17 protein-coding genes are annotated in these 19,050 nt (G+C 46.5%); 16 read left to right on the forward strand and 1 reads right to left on the reverse strand.

The window, feature by feature from the left end; all coding sequences use genetic code 11:
* Positions 1-6: 6 nt before the first annotated feature.
* The 15 genes from thrS (at position 7) to AC3RCI_RS09085 (ending at position 16,794) form a co-directional block, all read left to right on the forward strand.
* Positions 7-1,944, forward strand: a complete 1,938-nt coding sequence (gene thrS, locus AC3RCI_RS09015) for a threonine--tRNA ligase (RefSeq protein WP_336779369.1) — start codon at positions 7-9, stop codon at positions 1,942-1,944.
* A 209-nt stretch (positions 1,945-2,153) separates the two neighbouring features.
* A complete protein-coding gene (locus AC3RCI_RS09020) occupies positions 2,154-2,879 on the forward strand; it encodes a 3D domain-containing protein (protein ID WP_419719981.1) in 726 nt (241 codons plus the stop codon).
* 112 nt (positions 2,880-2,991) lie between these two features.
* Complete coding sequence (locus AC3RCI_RS09025; RefSeq protein ID WP_127539443.1) at positions 2,992-3,210, forward strand: hypothetical protein; 219 nt, start codon at positions 2,992-2,994, stop codon at positions 3,208-3,210.
* Positions 3,211-3,391: 181 nt separating this feature from the next.
* Complete coding sequence (liaF, locus tag AC3RCI_RS09030) at positions 3,392-4,444, forward strand: cell wall-active antibiotics response protein LiaF (RefSeq protein WP_336779371.1); 1,053 nt, start codon at positions 3,392-3,394, stop codon at positions 4,442-4,444.
* A 3-nt stretch (positions 4,445-4,447) separates the two neighbouring features.
* Positions 4,448-5,485, forward strand: coding sequence for a HAMP domain-containing sensor histidine kinase (locus AC3RCI_RS09035; RefSeq protein ID WP_492528679.1), 1,038 nt, complete (start codon positions 4,448-4,450; stop codon positions 5,483-5,485).
* On the forward strand, positions 5,482-6,144 hold the full coding sequence (locus tag AC3RCI_RS09040; RefSeq protein WP_336779372.1) for a response regulator: 663 nt from the start codon (positions 5,482-5,484) through the stop codon (positions 6,142-6,144). Before AC3RCI_RS09035 ends, AC3RCI_RS09040 begins: the two co-directional genes overlap by 4 nt.
* 147 nt (positions 6,145-6,291) lie before the next feature.
* The gene (locus AC3RCI_RS09045) at positions 6,292-7,968 is read left to right on the forward strand and encodes a S1C family serine protease (RefSeq protein WP_492528681.1); all 1,677 of its coding nucleotides are present in this window, start codon (positions 6,292-6,294) and stop codon (positions 7,966-7,968) included.
* A gap of 184 nt (positions 7,969-8,152) precedes the next feature.
* Positions 8,153-8,842 carry a response regulator transcription factor gene (locus AC3RCI_RS09050; RefSeq protein ID WP_095288273.1) on the forward strand — a complete coding sequence of 230 codons (690 nt, stop codon included), beginning with the start codon at positions 8,153-8,155 and terminating at the stop codon, positions 8,840-8,842.
* 1 nt (position 8,843) lies between these two features.
* Entirely contained in the window at positions 8,844-10,304 is a 1,461-nt protein-coding gene (locus AC3RCI_RS09055; RefSeq protein ID WP_492472684.1) for a sensor histidine kinase, read from the forward strand.
* A 67-nt stretch (positions 10,305-10,371) separates the two neighbouring features.
* Positions 10,372-11,325, forward strand: a complete 954-nt coding sequence (locus tag AC3RCI_RS09060) for a 4-hydroxy-3-methylbut-2-enyl diphosphate reductase (protein WP_095288433.1) — start codon at positions 10,372-10,374, stop codon at positions 11,323-11,325.
* A gap of 234 nt (positions 11,326-11,559) precedes the next feature.
* On the forward strand, positions 11,560-12,624 hold the full coding sequence (aroF, locus tag AC3RCI_RS09065; RefSeq protein WP_095288271.1) for a 3-deoxy-7-phosphoheptulonate synthase: 1,065 nt from the start codon (positions 11,560-11,562) through the stop codon (positions 12,622-12,624).
* 399 nt (positions 12,625-13,023) lie between these two features.
* Entirely contained in the window at positions 13,024-14,448 is a 1,425-nt protein-coding gene (gene glnA, locus AC3RCI_RS09070) for a type I glutamate--ammonia ligase (RefSeq protein ID WP_095288270.1), read from the forward strand.
* Between the two features lie 229 nt (positions 14,449-14,677).
* Entirely contained in the window at positions 14,678-15,766 is a 1,089-nt protein-coding gene (gene serC / locus AC3RCI_RS09075) for a 3-phosphoserine/phosphohydroxythreonine transaminase (RefSeq protein WP_492528683.1), read from the forward strand.
* 137 nt (positions 15,767-15,903) lie between these two features.
* A complete protein-coding gene (gene trmL / locus AC3RCI_RS09080; protein WP_154895912.1) occupies positions 15,904-16,368 on the forward strand; it encodes a tRNA (uridine(34)/cytosine(34)/5-carboxymethylaminomethyluridine(34)-2'-O)-methyltransferase TrmL in 465 nt (154 codons plus the stop codon).
* Between the two features lie 171 nt (positions 16,369-16,539).
* Positions 16,540-16,794, forward strand: a complete 255-nt coding sequence (locus AC3RCI_RS09085) for an AbrB/MazE/SpoVT family DNA-binding domain-containing protein (protein ID WP_024629045.1) — start codon at positions 16,540-16,542, stop codon at positions 16,792-16,794.
* Positions 16,795-16,892: 98 nt separating this feature from the next.
* Here AC3RCI_RS09085 and AC3RCI_RS09090 read toward each other — a convergent pair whose 3' ends face one another.
* Complete coding sequence (locus AC3RCI_RS09090) at positions 16,893-17,810, reverse strand: serine hydrolase domain-containing protein (protein ID WP_492528685.1); 918 nt, start codon at positions 17,808-17,810, stop codon at positions 16,893-16,895.
* 464 nt (positions 17,811-18,274) lie between these two features.
* Here AC3RCI_RS09090 and AC3RCI_RS09095 point away from each other — a divergent pair, with 464 nt between their 5' ends.
* Positions 18,275-19,039: an alpha/beta hydrolase gene (locus AC3RCI_RS09095; RefSeq protein ID WP_492528687.1), complete on the forward strand. Its 765-nt coding sequence runs from the start codon at positions 18,275-18,277 to the stop codon at positions 19,037-19,039.
* The last annotated feature ends 11 nt before the right edge of the window (positions 19,040-19,050 follow it).

The raw sequence follows: 19,050 nt of genomic DNA on the forward strand, positions 1-19,050 counted from the left end.
AGACAAATGGCAGTTAACATTAAACTACCGGATGGTTCCGTACGTGAGTACGCCGATGGCAGCAGTATTGAGGACGTAGCAGCATCCATTAGCAGCGGATTGCGCAAAAACGCCGTAGCAGGGAAACTGGATGGAATTGTGGTGGACTTGTCGACCCAGCTTCACGAGGGAGCTTTGGTAGAGATCGTAACTTTTGACTCACCAGACGGACTTGAAGTGATGCGTCATAGTACAGCTCACTTGCTCGCTCAAGCTGTGAAGCGCCTATATGGCAGCAAAGAGGTTCACCTTGGCGTTGGACCTGTCATCGAAGACGGATTTTACTATGATATGGACCTGGAACACCCCCTTAACCCGGAAGATCTGCAAAAGATCGAGAAGGAAATGGAACGTATCGTAAGTGAAAACCTGCCGATTGTGCGCAAGGAAGTCAGCCGTGCTGAAGCAATCAAAACGTTTGAAGAAGTGGGCGATCCTTACAAACTCGAATTGATTCGTGATCTACCGGAAGACAGCGTGATTACCATTTATGAGCAGGGCGAGTTCTTCGATCTGTGCCGTGGACCTCACGTACCTTCCACAGGCAAGATCAAAGTGTTCAAATTGATGAATGTAGCTGGTGCGTACTGGCGTGGTGACAGCAAAAACAAAATGCTGCAGCGTATCTACGGTACAGCTTTTGTGAAAAAGGCTCAGCTGGATGAGCATCTGCACTTCCTGGAGGAAGCACGTAAACGCGATCACCGCAAGCTGGGTAAAGAGCTTGAAATGTTCACGTTCTCCCAACTGGTTGGACAAGGTCTGCCAATCTGGCTGCCAAACGGTGCCAAACTGCGTCGTACGCTGGAGCGTTACATTGTGGATTTGGAAGAAAGTCTTGGATACCAGCACGTATATACACCGGTTCTCGGTAATGTGGAATTGTACAAAACGTCTGGACACTGGGAGCACTACCAAGAGGACATGTTCCCTAAAATGGTAATGGATAACGAAGAACTCGTTCTCCGTCCAATGAACTGTCCGCACCATATGATGGTGTACAAGTCCAGCATGCACAGCTACCGTGACCTGCCGATCCGGATTGCCGAGCTCGGCATGATGCACCGATACGAGATGTCTGGTGCACTGACTGGCTTGCACCGCGTTCGTGCAATGACCTTGAACGACTCACACATTTTCTGTCGTCCAGATCAAATCAAGGAAGAATTCGCTCGTGTTATTGAATTGATCCAAACGGTTTACAAGGATTTTGGTATTCATGAATATCGCTTCCGTCTGTCTTACCGTGATCCGCAGGATACCGAGAAATATTTCCAAAACGATGAAATGTGGGAAATGTCCCAACGCATGCTGCGTGAAGTTGTGGAAGAACTTGACTTGCCTTTCTATGAAGCAGAAGGTGAAGCAGCATTCTATGGTCCGAAACTTGACGTGCAGATCAAAACAGCCCTGGGCAAGGAAGAAACATTGTCCACCGTACAACTGGACTTCCTGCTTCCCGAACGATTCGAACTGGAATATGTCGGAGATGACGGGCAGAAACATCGGCCGGTCGTTATTCACCGCGGCGTAATCAGCACAATGGAACGTTTCACTGCATTCTTGCTGGAGAACTTTGCGGGAGCATTCCCACTGTGGCTGTCTCCTGTTCAAGCAAAAGTCATTCCGGTATCCGGAAACTTCGATGATTACGCACGTGAAGTGGAAGCGAAGCTGAAACGCGCGGGGATTTCTGCTGAGGCTGATTTGCGCAACGAGAAGCTTGGATACAAAATCCGTGAGGCACAACTGGAGAAAATGCCTTATATGTTTGTCGTTGGTGAGAATGAGCGAAGTGCCGAATCCGTGTCTGTTCGTAAACGCGGAGAAGGCGATCTCGGCATGAAACCTGTGGATGAAATCGTAGCTCAACTGAAAGAAGAAATCAGCACAAGATCAATATAAATATATGCATTTGAGAAAGACCGTCAGGGCGTGGCTTAATCCATGCTCCTAGACGGTTTTTTTTCTATTTCTCATGTGCTGGAAACTTGTGGAGTAGAAAATGTATAAGCATTTTGCTTTTTGGAAAACCTTTGCAGTAAGGGGGAGGTTTTAAATTGAAAAAGCAAAATGCAATGAAAACAAAACAATTACGGGTTCTGATTTCAATTATGGTCATATCCATTGGATTGGTATTGTCCTGGAATCAGGCAGAGGCGTATACATTTGAAGAGGAAAATGAAGTGCTGCATGTAATCAAGCGGCAGGATCAAGCTGCAACGCGTCAGGTTGAAAGTCAGTCCGAGTTATCGATCCATGATTATGAATACAGTGATCAGGTACAGGTCACGACGATGGTTTATATGGCTTTATTGTGGTCTCCGCAGCCTATTGTCATTCCTAAGCCGGATGTCCCAGGAAAGCAGCTTGTTCTCGACCCATCTATGCCTGTGATGGCGCCGCGCTCAGAACAGGTACTGGGAACCCAAAAGGTGACCGCGACGGGTTACACGGCAGGTGTAGAGTCAACCGGTAAAGGACCGAAACATCCTCAGTATGGTATTACTTACTCCGGGGTGAAGGTACGAAGAGACAAAGAAACGGTGTCAACCATTGCTGCTGACCCCAAATTATTCCCGCTTGGTTCCATTCTTTATATTCCCGGGTATGGTTACGGTATCGTGGCGGACACAGGTTCAGCCATCAAGGGTAATAAAATTGACCTTTATTTTCCGACCACGAAGCAAGTGTATAAGGAATGGGGCAAAAAGGACGTCGAGGTACAGGTGATTAAACAAGGTGACGGAAAGTGCACGGAAAAGATGCTGGACGAGTTGTCTGAAGCGATCGATGTGTACAAATCCGTGCCGGATTCATGGTTAGACAAGGCCGTTTAATTTGGGATGTTAAGGATGAATAACTGTAGTGCTCTCTTCACATAATACTGACTGGGGACGAACCCCGCGCAGCAGCAGTGCAGCGTAAATATGAAGAGAGAGGTGATTCGTTGTGGCTAAAAGAACACAAGGACAAGGGTACCAAACGCCAAACGAGAAGTACAATGCTGAGTTTGGACAAGAAACTGCGGCAAGCAAAGTGAAGCAATCCCAGCAAAACAAAGTACAAGAAAATTTCCAAACACCTGATGAAAAATACAATGCAGAGTTCGGTGTAGAAAACACTGGACAAACAGGCCAAGTAGGCCGTGCAGGCAAATTTCAAAAATAAATAATGATTCACCGCACCCTGGAGCAAACGCTCCAGGGTGTTTTTAGTTTTTGATAAATTTTACATAAATATCCTCAGTCCTCAGTCTGGAGACCGAGACGAATTCCATCTGCCGCCGCTGTTATCGAATCCTTGTCTGAGGTACACTGGATACAGAATACAGACGAAGGAGACATGAGCGATGAAAGGATCTATGCGAGACCGCTGGTGGGTTGGCATACCGTTGATTGCCGTTGGTGCAATCATTTTGTTTCGGCAATTGGGTTATGACATTGATATAGGATATATATTTAGAACATATTGGCCGCTGTTTCTAATCTGGTGGGGCGTAAAAGGAGTGACTGAAATTCGTCGCAATGGCGGTTATGCCATGATTGGACCTGTCATTGTACTTGCTATAGGCGGATACTTCCTGTCACGAAATCTCGGCTGGATTGATTATTCCATGGGTGAGTTTATTCGTTACCTCATTCCAATCATGTTAATCGGAGGAGGGTTGTTTGTTCTGATTGGGCCTCGTCGCCGTGATCGCAAACATCAGGACAAAATGCAGCCACCTCCGCCGCCTGAACCTTACCAGCCCTTGTCTTCCGAGGACCTGGAAATGCCTTCTTCTTTTGATGAGCAATTCGAAAAGACGTTTGGGAAACCCAAACAGGAGCCGAAAGACCACCATTACGATCCATACGCCAATGCGGCTGGAGATGAATTGCATCAGGGACATCAGCATAAGAAAAAGCATCATTCTCATTCCCATAGCCATACTCATTCACATGGTCCAGATGGTACCGGGTATGGAAACCACTATGGTGATGGCGGATACGGTAATGAATATGAAGATTACGGCAACAGAAATACCGTTAACAAATCAGCATTTATCGGTGACCTCTACATGGGACAGGAAGTGTTCTCCCTTAAACCGATGAATATCTCGGCGTTTATCGGTGATACGGTTATTGACTTGACGAAAGCACAAATCCCTTATGGCGAAACCAAAATTAATATTTCTTCATTTATTGGGGATGTAAAGGTATTCGTGCCGGAAGACATGGATCTGGGAGTCACGGTCACCACGAACTCCTTTATAGGAGATATGTCGCTGTTGAACCAAAAACGGGGTGGATTCCTCAGTAGTGCCCAGGCGGAAACTTCCCATTATCGCGAAGCAGGAAAAAAGGTCCGAATCGTAGTAAGTGTATTTATCGGAGACGTCAAAGTAAATAAGGTGGGTTAACGCATGATTCGAACGATTCTCAAGGCCAACAAGTGGGAACTGATGATGTATTTTGTCCTGACCGGACTGATTACACTGGGCGGGTTCTACTTGCTGTACGGAGAGGTGTTGATGGGAACAGGACGACAGCGCGCATGGACGTATGTGGCTGTCGTTGTACTGGCGACTGTAGTTACCGGATATATTGCTGCACTGCGGCTTCAGCGCAAAATCGACCTGCTCGATTTGAATATGCTGAAAGTATCCAAGGGGAATTTGGCCGTTCGCATGCCTGAGGCAGATGATGCCTCTTTCGGCCGGGTATACCAGGAGTTTAACGTCATGATGGATTCGATTGAGAAAAAAATGAGACTCCTCCAGCGTCTGGGTGAGCAGGAAGTGATCGAGAAAGAACAGGCTTCCGAACGAGCGGTTCTTGAAGAACGCAGACGGATGGCGAGGGACCTGCATGATACGGTCAGCCAGCAGTTGTTCGCCATTCATATGTCAGCGTCTTCCCTGCCCAAACTGCTGCAGATGAATCCGGAGCATGGAAACAAAGTACTGGACCAATTAATCCAAATGTCGCATATTGCACAACGTCAGATGCGTGGTCTTATTGCGCAGCTTCGTCCGGTGGAACTTGAAGGAAGGGACCTGGCTGAGGCACTGGATCTATGGTTTCCGGATTATTGCAGACAAAATGGATTAAAGGGAGTAAAAGAGCTGGAACTGGATGGCGGCGTCTCGGATGCCATCGAGCACCAGCTGTTTCTTGTTATTCAGGAGGCCGTTGCCAATGTAGTGAAGCATGCGGAGGCTGGCCTTGTTAGTCTGTCCATACGGGAGAGCGAGCATCAGATCAGCATGAGCATAAGCGATGACGGTCAGGGCTTCATGCAGCAAGTTGAGCGGCCAGGGTCCTATGGATTGTCCACCATGCGTGAACGGGCAGAAAAGCTTGGCGGGGATGTCCAGATTATTTCAAAACCGGGAGCGGGAACGACAGTACGGGTGCTTATCCCGAAATTCCCGGATGAACCAGAGGGGGAAACGGAATGAACGGAAAAGTGAATGTGATGATTGTGGACGATCATGATATGGTGAGAATGGGCTTGAAAACGTACCTGATGCTTGAGCCGACATTTCATGTCATGGGAGAAGCGGGAAATGGACAGGATGCGCTTAACCAGCTGCGCAAGCTGGATCAGAGTAAGATGCCTGATCTTATATTGATGGACCTGATGATGCCTGTCATGAACGGAGCCGAGGCTACGCAAGCCATCATGAGTGAATTTCCGGGTTCCAAAATAGTTATGCTAACAAGTTTTCTCGAGGATGATCTGGTGGTGCAGGCCATTGAGGCGGGAGCTGTCAGCTATGTCCTGAAGACTGTATCTGCTGAAGAATTAATCTATGCGCTTCAGGGAGCCTATCGGGGAATGCCTGTCATGACGGGAGATGTGTCCCAGGCGTTAACCCGGGGAATCAGGCAGCGCACGGCCAGAGAGAACGAATCCGGTCTGACCGAACGGGAGAAGGAAGTTCTTTTGCTCATTGCAGAAGGCAAAACCAACAAAGATATTGGAGAAGAACTACATATTAGTATCAAAACCGTCAAAACACATGTAAGCAACCTGCTAATGAAGTGCGAAATGGATGATCGGACACAACTGGCCATCTACGCTCATCGTCAGGGTTGGGTGAAGAACAAGGATTAAAATGCTGATTTAACGGGAAAAATGTTCTATTATTGCGTGCTTTTATCTCCTTTTTAATTGTTTTTAAGGTACGGTTAAGGTTTAAAGTACAAAATAAGGACAGTTAAAGAATATCTCTTGTGAAGAAGAGATTGGGAGGTAGAAAGCATGGACGAACGTAATTATAGACCGAACCGTCAAGACGAGGAAGACCAAACAAAGCAAGCGGATAACCGCAATACATCCGGAACGGACGAATCCTCTTACTATTATTCTTATGGACCTTTTCAGTCTGTGAATAATGAAGATACAGCAAGCAGTCATGTGAGTCATAGCAACCGTGAAGAGGGCAATGTACAGATCACAAGACCCGATCCTGTCAAGCCGCTTCCGATGTATTACAATAACGGATCTTCCGAACAGGCGGGCCGCGGCAACGGAAGCAGCGGTTCCGGAAACGGCGGAGATGGTGGCAACGGTGGAAAAAACGGAAATGGAAACTGGAACTACAACAACCGTAAGCCTCGCTCCTCGGTCAGATCATTATTATTTTCCTTTATAGCAGGGATGCTGGTCATTACAGTACTGATGTACACGGCAGACCGCACGAACATGTTTACTCCGCAAGAAGCTTTAACAAGTGCAGAGAATCAAAGCACAAGTCAGGAATCGACTTCTACGAATACGGGCAGCAGCAATAATGTGACTGCATCCCTTCTGCCAACAGGTAAAGAGGATGTCTCTTCTGTAGTGACGAGCACAAGTCCTGCGGTTGTAAAGATTGAAACATTGGCTAAGCAGTCCACACGCAGTGGAAGCCAAGGTGGATCCACGATGAGTGATCCATTATATCAATACTTCTTCGGTAACGGAGGTAACGGAAGCGGTGGAACGGATAGCAACCAAGGCCAGCAGCAGCAGGGAAGCAATCAGCTTGTTCCACTCGGCATTGGTTCCGGATTTATTTTTGACAAAGAAGGATATATCCTGACGAACCAGCACGTTATTCAAGGTGCAGATGTCATTCAGGTTACACTGGAGAACAACAGCAAACCTTACGAAGCCAAACTGCTGGGAAGCAGCTTCGATCTTGACCTTGCTGTATTGAAAATCGAGAAAAACAGCGGTGACGATGATTTCCCTGTTGCTCCGCTTGGCGACTCAAACAGCACACAAGTTGGTGAATGGCTTGTTGCCATTGGTAACCCAGAAGGGTTCGAGCACACTGTAACTGCAGGTGTACTGAGTGCCAAAGAACGTACAATCAGCATTCCGGACGAAGAAACAGGTAAAACCCGCGAATACAGCCATCTGCTGCAAACCGATGCGTCGATTAACCCAGGTAACTCTGGTGGTCCGCTGCTTAACCTTAACGGTGAAGTCATTGGTATGAACGTAGCCGTTAGCGCTGATGCGCAAGGTATTGGATTTGCGATCCCTTCAAGCGTCATGTCGGATGCCGTGAAATATCTGAAAGAAAACAAAGAAGTTCCAAAAGAGCCGGTTCCGTTTATTGGTGCATCCCTGATGGCGCTGACGCCTGAAGTGGCGAAACAAATGGGAACGGATATTACTGAAGGTTCTGTCGTAGCCAGCACGATCTATCAGTCTCCAGCTTACCAAGCCGATCTGCGTGCCTATGATATCATCACGGGTGCAAATGGAACGCCGTACAGCACTAGCCAAGACCTGATTGATTTCATCAAAACTCAGGAAATCGGCAGTGAAGTTACATTGAATGTGGTACGCGATGGTAAGAAGATGGATATCAAAATTAAAATCGGCAACAAAAATGACTATGATACTTCACAAACATCTGATCAACAGCAACAAACACAACCATAATTTGAATGGTGGTCGAGATTCAGAGCGGAAGGGTTTGAGGGCCCTTTCGCTTTTTTTGTCCTAATGAAGGCATGATTACAGATACCAAGCAAGAGCTTGGAGAAGCGAGAAATGCGGCCAAGATGCAGACTGGGCTTCTGGCTGTTACAATGAGATTAAAATGTGAGAATAAAGGAGAAAGACCATGCGCTCAACTATTTTGATTGTGGATGATGATGAAAAAATCGTGTCCATGCTCCGCCGGGGGCTGGCGTTTGAAGGTTATGAGGTACAGACTGCTTCCAATGGGGCTGAGGGTCTCAGTAAATTAATGGATAAGGAACCGGATGTAGTGGTGCTGGATGTGATGATGCCTCAGATCGACGGTTTCGAAGTATGTCGCCGATTAAGGGAAGCCGGAAGCAAAGTACCTGTGCTCATGTTAACCGCGAAGGATGAGGTTCAGAGCCGGGTGACCGGTCTGGATACCGGAGCGGATGATTATCTGGTGAAGCCATTCGCACTGGAAGAATTACTGGCCCGTGTCCGCGCCTTGCTGCGTCGTAAATCGGATATTGCAGAAACACCGGATAACCGGCTCGTCTACGAAGATATTATATTGGACAATGACTCACGCGAAGTGCTGCGTGACGGGAAACGTCTTGAGCTGACAGCGAAGGAATTCGAACTATTGAACTTGTTTATGCAAAATCCGAAAAGAGTGCTCTCCCGTGACCTGATCATGGATAAGATCTGGGGCTATGATTATAGCGGCGAGTCAAACGTACTGGAAGTATATATTGCGATGCTCCGGCAAAAAACGGAAGAGTATGGAGGCAAACGCTTAATCCAAACGATTCGTGGAGCGGGTTATATTCTGAGAGGTGACTCCTGACATGTCCATTCGGTTAAAACTAACCGCATGGTATTCTGGCATCTTGGCAGCTGTGCTTATTTTTTGGGGTGTCGTAATCTATGCCTTTGTTTATTTCAATACGTATCAGGAAGTCGAACAGCAGTTAAAGTCGAAGAGTGCGCGAATTACAGACCAGATCGGAGTTAACCCGTTATCTCAGACGCTTGATCTGGACCCTTTTACCGAGAGTCAGCTGCAGGAAGCCCAAATTTACATTCAACTCTGGGATTACCAAAGTCAGTCTGGCAAAATCTCAGGAAACATGGAGAAGGTTCGCATCCAATTTCCGGTTTTGAAGACGAATGAAATAGTAGAAAAACGCGGGATATCCAAGATTTACGTGAATGGCACTCCTTTTCTGGTCAATCAGCAGCCCTTGTCCCTGCAGGGGACCAATGAAATTAGGGGGCTTCTTCAGGTGGGTGCCAATGTAAGTTCGCAGGAACGATTGCTGGAGGCGCTGCTTAATATTCTGATCTTTGGCTGGCTTGTGGCCATGGCACTGGCCATTACTTCAGGTCTCATTCTTGCCCGTAAATCGATGCGCCCACTCGTCAATGTCATTGATGCAGCCAATCAGATTCAATCCGGTGACGATCTGAGTGTCCGGATACAATATACAGGTCCCAAGGATGAAATCGGCCGCCTGATTGAAACGGTGAATAACATGCTCGAACGGACAGAACTGTCCTTCCGCGGCCTGGAGGAGACCAATGCTGCTCAGCGCAGATTTGTATCCGATGCCTCTCATGAGCTGCGTACACCGCTGACCACGATTCGGGGAAACGTGGATTTCCTGAAAAAGTTATGGGATCAGGAAGGCAATGACCGACCGAATTTGGATGAGGAGACCGTCAAGGAGATGTCGCTTGAAGCGATTGAAGATATGGCTGACGAAGGCAAACGCATGAGCAGGTTGATTAGTGACATGCTGTCACTGGCTAGGGCCGATACAGGACAGAAAATAGAACTGAATCCGATTCCGCTGCAAATTTTGGTGCAAGAAGTGGCTCGCAGAGCACATTTCCTCGATCACCACGCAGAATGGCGGGTTGGCGATTTATCGATTTTAAATGGAATTTATGTGAACGGCAGCAAAGACTATCTTCAGCAGATGCTCTTTATTTTCATTGAAAATGCGTTCAAATACACACCGGACGGATCGGTAACACTTGATGCGATCCTATACAAAGGCCAGGTTGGTCTCCGCATCAGTGATACAGGCATCGGTATGGATAAGGATGAGGTGCCGTTTATCTTCGATCGTTTCTATCGTGCAGACGAATCCCGCGGAGCTACACCGGGCATTGGACTGGGGTTGTCCATCGCTAAATGGATTATTGAGGAGCATATGGGCTCCGTTGAGGTCGTGACCAGACGCGGTGAAGGAACGACTTTCATCATCTGGATGCCAGTTGTCTTTGCTCCACCTATCGAATAAAGGTATAATAGACTGGACTGCAATTACATCGGCAGTAATGCTGAAAAAGAAAGCGGGTGGCAACCAATTGGAAGTACTGCGAATTTCGCCGCGAGGGTATTGTTACGGAGTTGTGGATGCCATGGTATTGGCACGTCAGGCAGCACGTAATCTTGATTTACCACGGCCTATATATATATTGGGTATGATTGTGCATAACAAACATGTGACGGATTCCTTTGAAGATGAGGGCATCATTACACTGGATGGTCCGAACCGGATTGAAATCCTGAGTCAGGTAGAGAGCGGTACGGTCATCTTTACGGCCCACGGTGTATCTCCTGAGGTACGCAAGATGGCACGGGACAAAGGGCTCACTACAGTAGACGCCACATGTCCGGATGTAACCAAGACACATGACCTGATCCGGGAGAAAACGGCTGAAGGTTATCAGATCATCTATATCGGTAAAAAGAACCATCCTGAACCCGAAGGGGCTATTGGAGTTGCGCCTGACCAGGTGCATTTGATTGAGAAGGAAGAAGAGATTGATGCACTGAATGTGCCAGCTGGCAAGATTCTCATTACCAATCAGACGACGATGAGTCAATGGGATATCAAACACATCATGAGCCGTCTTCTGGAGAAATTTCCTGGCGCTGAAATTCATAACGAGATATGTCTGGCTACACAAGTTCGTCAGGAAGCTGTAGCTGAGCAGGCAGGTCAATCTGATCTGGTTATCGTTGTGGGTGACCCGCGCAGTAACAACTCGAACCGACTTGCACAAGTATCGGAAGAGATTGCGGGTGTAACGGCCTACCGGGTATCGGATGTGTCCGAGATCAAGCAGGAATGGCTGAAAGGGGTAAACAAGGTAGCCGTAACTTCAGGTGCTTCGACGCCGACTCCGATTACGAAGGAAGTTATCAGTTATCTGGAGCAATATGAGCATGATCAACCGGAGACGTGGGAAATTAAGCGTACCGTCAACATGAGCAAACTGCTGCCCCCAGTGCGGGAGAAGACCCGTACAACGTAACAAATACAAGAAATCCTGTGCTGCAGCCCCGAATTAGGGTTGTGGCACAGGATTTTTTTGCAAGAGGAGTAGCCGTAGTGACCTTGACGAGAATGGCTGACTATGATATATTTACTTTAGTGGATAAAAGCTTAAAAGCGAACAAGCGTTTAAGCGCAATAGAACTTTTAATTATAATCAGATGCACATCGAATCAGTTTGGTGCTCTCATACAAGGAAGGATGGGAATTAATTATGATCGTTATTGCAGGTAAGGCAACACCGGAGGAACAGATTCAGGATATCGTCGCTGTGATTGAAAAGGAAGGGCTTCAGGTGCATATCTCCCGCGGGGAGGATCGTACCATTATCGGATTGATTGGCAAAGTGGAACCCAAAATGCAGGAGCATCTTCGTCAAATGAAGGGTGTAGAGAATGTCGTAAGAATCTCAAAATCCTACAAGTTGGCCAGCCGTGACTTCCATCCTGAAGATACAGTTATCTCCATTAAGGGAGTGGATATCGGCGGAAAAGAACTTGTCGTTATGGGTGGACCATGTGCGGTTGAATCTGCTGCCCAAATTGATGAAATTGCCGGTCTTGTGAAAGCTGCTGGTGGCCAGGTACTGCGCGGCGGTGCATTTAAACCTCGTACCGGTCCTTACAGTTTCCAGGGAACAGGTGTAGAAGGGCTCATCATGATGGCTGAAGCTGGCAAGAAACATGACCTGTTGACCATCACGGAAGTCATGACTCCGGAATACGTGGATATTTGTGCGGAGTACGCGGATATTCTGCAAGTCGGAACACGGAACATGCAAAATTTCGATTTGCTTCGTAAGCTGGGCGAATGCGGAAAACCCGTATTGCTGAAACGCGGCTTCAGTGCGACATACGATGAGCTTCTGAACGCGGCTGAGTACATCCTCGCCGGCGGTAACCCTAATGTAATGCTCTGTGAGCGCGGCATTCGTACGTTTGAGTCCTATACTCGCAATACGCTTGATCTGTCGGCGATTCCTGTGCTGCAGTCTCTTAGCCATCTGCCTGTCATTTCCGATCCTAGCCATGGTACAGGACGCCGTGAACTGGTAGAACCGATGACAAAAGCTTCTGTTGCTGCTGGTGCCAATGGATTAATTATCGAGATGCACACAGATCCAGACAACTCCATGACAGGCGATGGTGTACAATCCCTGTTCCCTGACCAATTCGCCAACTTGCTGCAGGATCTGGAGAAACTCGCTCCAATCGTGGGCAAAACGTTTAATACAGCCAAACAACCTGCCGAGTTTTTCCCGGCAAGAGTGGGCGTCTAATCTTATAGTTTGACTATACAATCGGACATTTTCCTCGTTTCATTCTTAAGAATGAAGCAGGGGGATGTCCGGTTTTTCATATCAAAAGGGAATTGAATACATTTATTAATCAACAGTGATAAGAAACATTTATGATGTAATGTTTTTACCATTTTTTAGGATGTTATTATGGTTACTTTACCGCATTAACTCGGTTAAATGTAAAATCAATTCGTTGTTAAGTGAAATTAGCGAATTTATAAAATGTAAGTATAGCTAACATAGTCGCAAAAAATACCTTACATAAGTATTGACGATGTCATGTTTAAGAATTTATAATGACGACAGAAAAAAATTCGAATATGGACATTTTCTTTCGTGGGGTTGTTTATTGTTCGGAATATTTGGGAGGACGAATACATGTCGGTTGAAAACGTATTGAAATCAATTCAAGAGAACAACATCGAGTGGGTAGATTTTCGTTTTGTAGATTTAGCTGGTCGTGCACATCACATCTCGTTGCCAGCTTCGGCTGTTGATGCAGACACATTCGTAAATGGAGTAGCTTTTGACGGTTCTTCTATCCAAGGTTTCCGTGGAATCGAAGAGTCCGATATGGTTATGATGCCTGATCCTGAAGCGACTTATGTCGATCCGTTCACTGCACACCCTACATTGAATGTTATGTGTGATATCTTCACACCAGATGGCGAGCGCTATGAGCGCGACCCACGCAGCATCGCTGTTAAAGCTGAAGCTTTCCTGAAAGAGAGCGGTGTAGGTACAGCAGCATTCTTCGCACCTGAGTCCGAATTCTTCATCTTCGACGATGTACGTTATGAGAGCGGCACGAACAGCTCTTCCTACTACGTTGATTCCGAAGAAGCATCTTGGAACACGAACCGCAAGGAAGAAGGCGGCAACCTGGGCTTCAAAGTTCGCACTAAAGGCGGATATGTACCTGTAGCACCAGTGGATACTCAACAAGATATCCGTAGTGAAATGTGTCGTTTGTTGGAAGAAGCTGGCCTGTCAATCGAGCGTCATCACCACGAAGTGGCAACAGCTGGTCAAGCCGAAATCAACTTCCGTTTTGATACGTTGAAGAAAACAGCAGATAACCTGCTTGTATACAAATACATCGTGCATAACACTGCACGTCAATATGGCAAAGTAGCTACATTCATGCCGAAACCATTGTTCGGTGATAATGGTAGCGGAATGCACGTTCACCAATCCATCTTCGATGGCGACTCCCCATTGTTCTACGACAAAGCGGGATATGCAAACCTGAGCGAAATGGCTCTGCACTACATCGGAGGAATTCTGTACCATGCACCAGCTCTGATCGCGTTGACTAACCCAAGTACAAACTCATTCAAACGTCTTGTACCTGGTTACGAAGCACCGGTGAACCTGGTTTACTCCAAAGGTAACCGCTCTGCTGCAGTGCGTATCCCGGTTGCAGCTGTGACACCTAAAGGTTGTCGTATCGAGTTCCGTACGCCTGACTCCACTGCTAACCCTTACCTGGCATTCTCTGCTATGCTGATGGCGGGTCTGGACGGAATCAAACGTAAAATCAATCCAACTGAGCTTGGTTACGGTCCTCTCGACAAAAACATCTATGACTTGTCAGATGCTGACAAAGAAAACATCCGCAGCGTTCCAGCTTCCCTGGAAGAGGCGCTTGATGCTCTGGCAGCAGACAACGAGTTCTTGACTGAAGGCGGCGTATTCACTAAAGAATTCATCGAGAACTACATCAACCTCAAACGTGATGAAGCAAAAGCTGTAGCTATTCGCATTCATCCACACGAGTACAGCCTTTACTTCGATTGCTAATCCGATCGAAACAAGTGTGCCTACAATTTAAGCCTCCGGGACTCGCTCTCGGAGGCTTTTCCATGAATGAGCGATGTAGTACGTTAACTTTGCAGGGTGATAAAGTATTTTGATGACCCTAATTGCTAGCTTCAGTGCTTATTGCCCTTGATGCGGATAGGGAATACTGATATCATAGCGATAATATTTACTTCATATGTAAGCTACGGATGGAAAGGGCGGGGGAAAAATGACAAAGAGAGCGTATAATTTTAATGCAGGACCAGCGGCACTGCCACTGGAGGTTTTGGAGCGTGCGCAAGCAGAATTTGTTGATTTTCGTAACACAGGCATGTCGATTATGGAGATGTCTCACCGTGGGGCAGTGTACGAGTCCGTACATAATGAAGCTCAGGAGCGTTTGCTGTCGCTCTTAGGCAATCCGAAGGGATACAAGGTACTATTTCTTCAGGGCGGAGCAAGCACCCAGTTCGCCATGCTGCCGATGAACCTTCTGGGAGCAGGCCAAACTGCAAGTTATGTCATGACAGGCAGCTGGGCAAAAAAAGCGTTATCTGAAGCGAAGCTGATCGGTGAAACCCACATTGCAGCTTCTTCCGAGGCTGATAAATACATGAAATTGCCTGATGTATCGAACCTGAGTTTGCCTGACCGCACAGCTTATGTACATCTGACATCCAATGAAACGATCGAGGGTACACAGTTCAAGTCTTTCCCGGACACGGGATCTGTACCTTTAATTGCTGACATGTCGAGTGATATTTTCTGTAAACCATTTGATCTTAATCAGTTTGGCATGATTTATGCGGGTGCACAGAAAAACCTTGGACCATCCGGGATTACAGTGGTGATTGCTCGGGAGGAGCTGGTAAACGAATCGCCAAAAACGATTCCAACGATGCTTCGTTACAGCACGCATACCGAAAACAATTCCCTATATAATACCCCGCCTTCTTTCTCTGTTTACATGGTCAATGAAGTTCTGAAATGGATTGAAGAACAAGGTGGACTGAAAGGGATTGAACAAAAGAACATCAAGAAAGCGGAATTGCTCTATAATACCATTGATTCCTCAGGCGACTTCTATCGCGGCTGTGTTGATGCTGCAGACCGTTCCCTGATGAACGTAACATTCCGCCTTGCTTCGGAAGAATTGGAGAAACAATTCATCAAGGCTTCAGAGCACGAAGGGTTCGTTGGATTAAAAGGACACCGCAGTGTTGGAGGCCTACGTGCATCCATCTACAATGCAGCACCTTATGAGAGTGTTAAGGCATTGACAGACTTTATGAGCCACTTTCAGAAGACAAATGGATAAATCATAGGGGAATGGATGAGAGGCCTTAGCCTTCCAATCTAGCCCTTCCAGAGCCTTCCACATTGACGTGTGGGGGGCTTTTCTTTAGAATTAGAGGATTGCAACAGATACATGAACTTAAAGGAGATTGAACACATATGGCTTTGCATATCGTTCTGGTTGAACCGGAAATTCCCGCGAATACCGGCAATATTTCTCGCACCTGCGCGGCTACGGGAACCCATCTGCACCTGGTTCGCCCACTCGGGTTTCGGACGGATGATGCTACCTTGAAGCGGGCTGGCCTGGATTACTGGCATGCAGTTCACATTGAATATCATGATTCATTCGCAGAGGTTCAGGAAAAGTATCCGGAGGGTCGCTTTTTCTACGCAACCACGAAGGCGAAGAACAACTATAGCGATTTTTCATTCCAGGATGAAGATTTTTTGGTTTTTGGCAAAGAGACCAAAGGACTACCTCCTGAATTAATTGCTGCCAATCCGGAAACTTGCATGAGAATGCCTATGACAGGTGATGTACGTTCATTAAACTTGTCTAATTCAGCGGCAATTATCGTATATGAAGCATTGCGACAATTGAATTTTCCGGGTCTGGATTGATCCATATTCGCCTTCAAGTGTTTGTTGGAATTCGCTAAAAAAACATTTTTCAAAAAAAAGGACAAAAAATGTTTATTTCCAGCAGGATTCGACAAAATCTTGGCGAATCTTTAAACATAGTACAATTGTACCTAGAAATTTAGAGTAAGATAGGAGAGGTGTGCCGTAGCTATGAAGCCAGCTGGAGTAGTTCGCAAAGTTGACCAATTGGGTAGGATCGTATTGCCTAAATCTTTGCGTAAAAGGTATCAAATGAATGAGGGAGATCCTGTAGAGATCTTAGTACAAGGGGACCATATTATTCTGGAGAGATACCGTCCAAAATGTATTTTCTGCGGATCAATGGAAGAAGTCAATGAGTTCAAAGAGCGTTACATATGCGCACAATGTCTAGATGAAATGACCCAGCTTCCACAGCACGGGTAAAATAAAGAAGTATCATGACCGATAAAGGCATGATACTTCTTTTGTTTTTTTCAATATGTTTTGAAAAAATACAATAATTTATAATCCTATTGAGTAGCTTAATGTTCACTTTCAAGATGGGGAAGGATATCGGACCAGATCAGGTTCAAAATGGCCTGCATGTTCAATTCGTCACTACTAACGGCAACCACAGCGTCCAGTTCGGGCAGGACCACGCATAGTTGACCATAAGCGCCATCAGCACGGTATGCATTGTGAGAACATAACCAAAATTGATATCCGTATCCTTGTCCCCAATCGCCTTCACCCGGCGTCGTTATCTGGCGAGTTGTTGCTTGATCTATCCATCCCGCAGGGACCAGCTGATTACCGTTCCAATTGCCCTTCTGAAGCAAGAACTGTCCGAACCGGCCTAATTCCTCATTCGTAAGCTGCAAGCCCGCACAGCCTAATGTAATGCCCAGTGGAGAGGTTTCCCACTCGACGTTGTAAATCTCCAGCGGTTCAAACAGTCTGGGAATCAGATAATCTTTTACGGTCTGGCCCGAGGCTGCCTGAAACATGGCCGAGATCATAAAAGTATCGGCACTGCTGTATGTAAATGCTTCACCAGGGACTCTGTCAATTGGAAGTGACATGTAATATTTAGCCCAATCTTTCTCCGCAAGTGTGGCCCGTTCCTCCGCCCAGAGCACAGGCACATCATGCCCTGAAGACATCCGTAGCAGATCATACAGTGTGAGATCCGCCGGAGAGAATGCTGTTAGGTTCGGAGCAGGTGTTGGCCATGTGAAGTATTCTCCCAGTTTGGATTCGAGTGTGAATATGCCTTCTTCGAGTGCCAATCCTACAGCCATACAGGTAAACGACTTACTGATCGAATGCTGTAAGCGCCGCTTATCCTCAGTCCGATCCCACATTCCACGTGTTTCTCCATGCTGCAGCACACGAACCGACAGTACGTTTAATTGCTGAGCCTCAATATGTTGAACAAAGCGATCAACAATGCTGGACATAATAACATCCTTTCATTAAAAAAGACGACATTTTAGGACTGGTGAAACGTTTCCGTAATCCGGAACCAAAATCAGAAATTATGTTAGTACAATCCGAAGGGGATGTCAATGAAAGATGTGCAAACGGTTACCAAAAGGGTGTTTTATCACAAATAAAGTGCCTTTTGACGCAAATTTACACTTGAATAAGAAGTTTTTTGAGAAAATAACGCGAAATTTGTAAAAAGGTTATTGACAGGATTTACTCATCGGGATTATGATTTATTCGAAACGATTCGAAGAAATCGCTTCCAAGTAAAAAGTGCTGTTTTTAAGTCCATGTGAATCAAGTTAGCTTTGTTTTGAAACGATTCGAGAAAATCGTTTCGATAACTCGTAGGGTATGGGGGAAAGGCAAGAAGTCGTAGCAGAAAAGCCAAAGTAGAGAGAGTACAGGCAACAGCTGATGATGAAAGGGGTTGCATATGGCACACATCACGATCGAAACCGGATCGCCTACATTATGCATGAACACAAGCATACATGTAGTGTCCAGTGACTCCGGAGAGACTTCAGGCGGTACGCTATATCTGCTGCATGGGGCAGGCGATAATGCGAGTACATGGCAACGATTGACTACAATTGAAATGTACGCTGCACAATATGGCTGTACCATCATTATGCCGGAGGCAAACCGAAGCTACTACACTGATATGGAATACGGCCTGAATTACTTCCATTACATTACTCAGGAGTTGCCTGAGTTCTGCAAACGTCAGCTCAACCTGAACACGGATCCCGAGAAGACTTACATTGCGGGATTGTCCATGGGTGGATATGGTGCTCTGAAATGTGCACTGACTTATCCCGAACGTTATCGCAAGGTGGTTTCTTTATCCGGAGTAACCGACATTCAGACACGGCTTCATGATCCCAATATGCCACCCGGTATGATCAAGGAAATGAAAGCGGTTTTTGGAGAACGGTTACAGGTAAAGCCCGACCAGGACATCTACGCACTGTCAGACAAATTGCTGCAAGAGGGCAGACCTTTACCGGATGTGCTTAGCTGCTGCGGTGAAAGTGATCCATTTATTGAAATGAATCGCAGGTTCGCCGAGTACATGCTGGGAACTGTGTATCGTTTCCAGTACGTTGAATCTCCAGGAGCTCATGAATGGAGATTTTGGGAGCATCACCTGAGAACCATGTTTGATTTTCTGTATAACGACAAGACCAAAGTAGAGTGAGGAGATGCAAA

This window comes from Paenibacillus sp. MT124 (genome assembly GCF_058792755.1).

Excerpts from the sequence above, each read along its gene's own strand:
- thrS (WP_336779369.1), top strand. The coding sequence starts at position 7 with ATGGCAGTTAACATTAAACTACCGGATGGTTCCGTACGTGAGTACGCC.
- AC3RCI_RS09020 (WP_419719981.1), top strand. The coding sequence starts at position 2,154 with ATGGTCATATCCATTGGATTGGTATTGTCCTGGAATCAGGCAGAGGCG.
- liaF (WP_336779371.1), top strand. The coding sequence starts at position 3,392 with ATGAAAGGATCTATGCGAGACCGCTGGTGGGTTGGCATACCGTTGATT.
- AC3RCI_RS09035 (WP_492528679.1), top strand. The coding sequence starts at position 4,448 with ATGATTCGAACGATTCTCAAGGCCAACAAGTGGGAACTGATGATGTAT.
- AC3RCI_RS09040 (WP_336779372.1), top strand. The coding sequence starts at position 5,482 with ATGAACGGAAAAGTGAATGTGATGATTGTGGACGATCATGATATGGTG.
- AC3RCI_RS09045 (WP_492528681.1), top strand. The coding sequence starts at position 6,292 with ATGGACGAACGTAATTATAGACCGAACCGTCAAGACGAGGAAGACCAA.
- AC3RCI_RS09050 (WP_095288273.1), top strand. The coding sequence starts at position 8,153 with ATGCGCTCAACTATTTTGATTGTGGATGATGATGAAAAAATCGTGTCC.
- AC3RCI_RS09055 (WP_492472684.1), top strand. The coding sequence starts at position 8,844 with ATGTCCATTCGGTTAAAACTAACCGCATGGTATTCTGGCATCTTGGCA.
- aroF (WP_095288271.1), top strand. The coding sequence starts at position 11,560 with ATGATCGTTATTGCAGGTAAGGCAACACCGGAGGAACAGATTCAGGAT.
- glnA (WP_095288270.1), top strand. The coding sequence starts at position 13,024 with ATGTCGGTTGAAAACGTATTGAAATCAATTCAAGAGAACAACATCGAG.
- serC (WP_492528683.1), top strand. The coding sequence starts at position 14,678 with ATGACAAAGAGAGCGTATAATTTTAATGCAGGACCAGCGGCACTGCCA.
- trmL (WP_154895912.1), top strand. The coding sequence starts at position 15,904 with ATGGCTTTGCATATCGTTCTGGTTGAACCGGAAATTCCCGCGAATACC.
- AC3RCI_RS09085 (WP_024629045.1), top strand. The coding sequence starts at position 16,540 with ATGAAGCCAGCTGGAGTAGTTCGCAAAGTTGACCAATTGGGTAGGATC.
- AC3RCI_RS09090 (WP_492528685.1), bottom strand. The coding sequence starts at position 17,810 with ATGTCCAGCATTGTTGATCGCTTTGTTCAACATATTGAGGCTCAGCAA.
- AC3RCI_RS09095 (WP_492528687.1), top strand. The coding sequence starts at position 18,275 with ATGGCACACATCACGATCGAAACCGGATCGCCTACATTATGCATGAAC.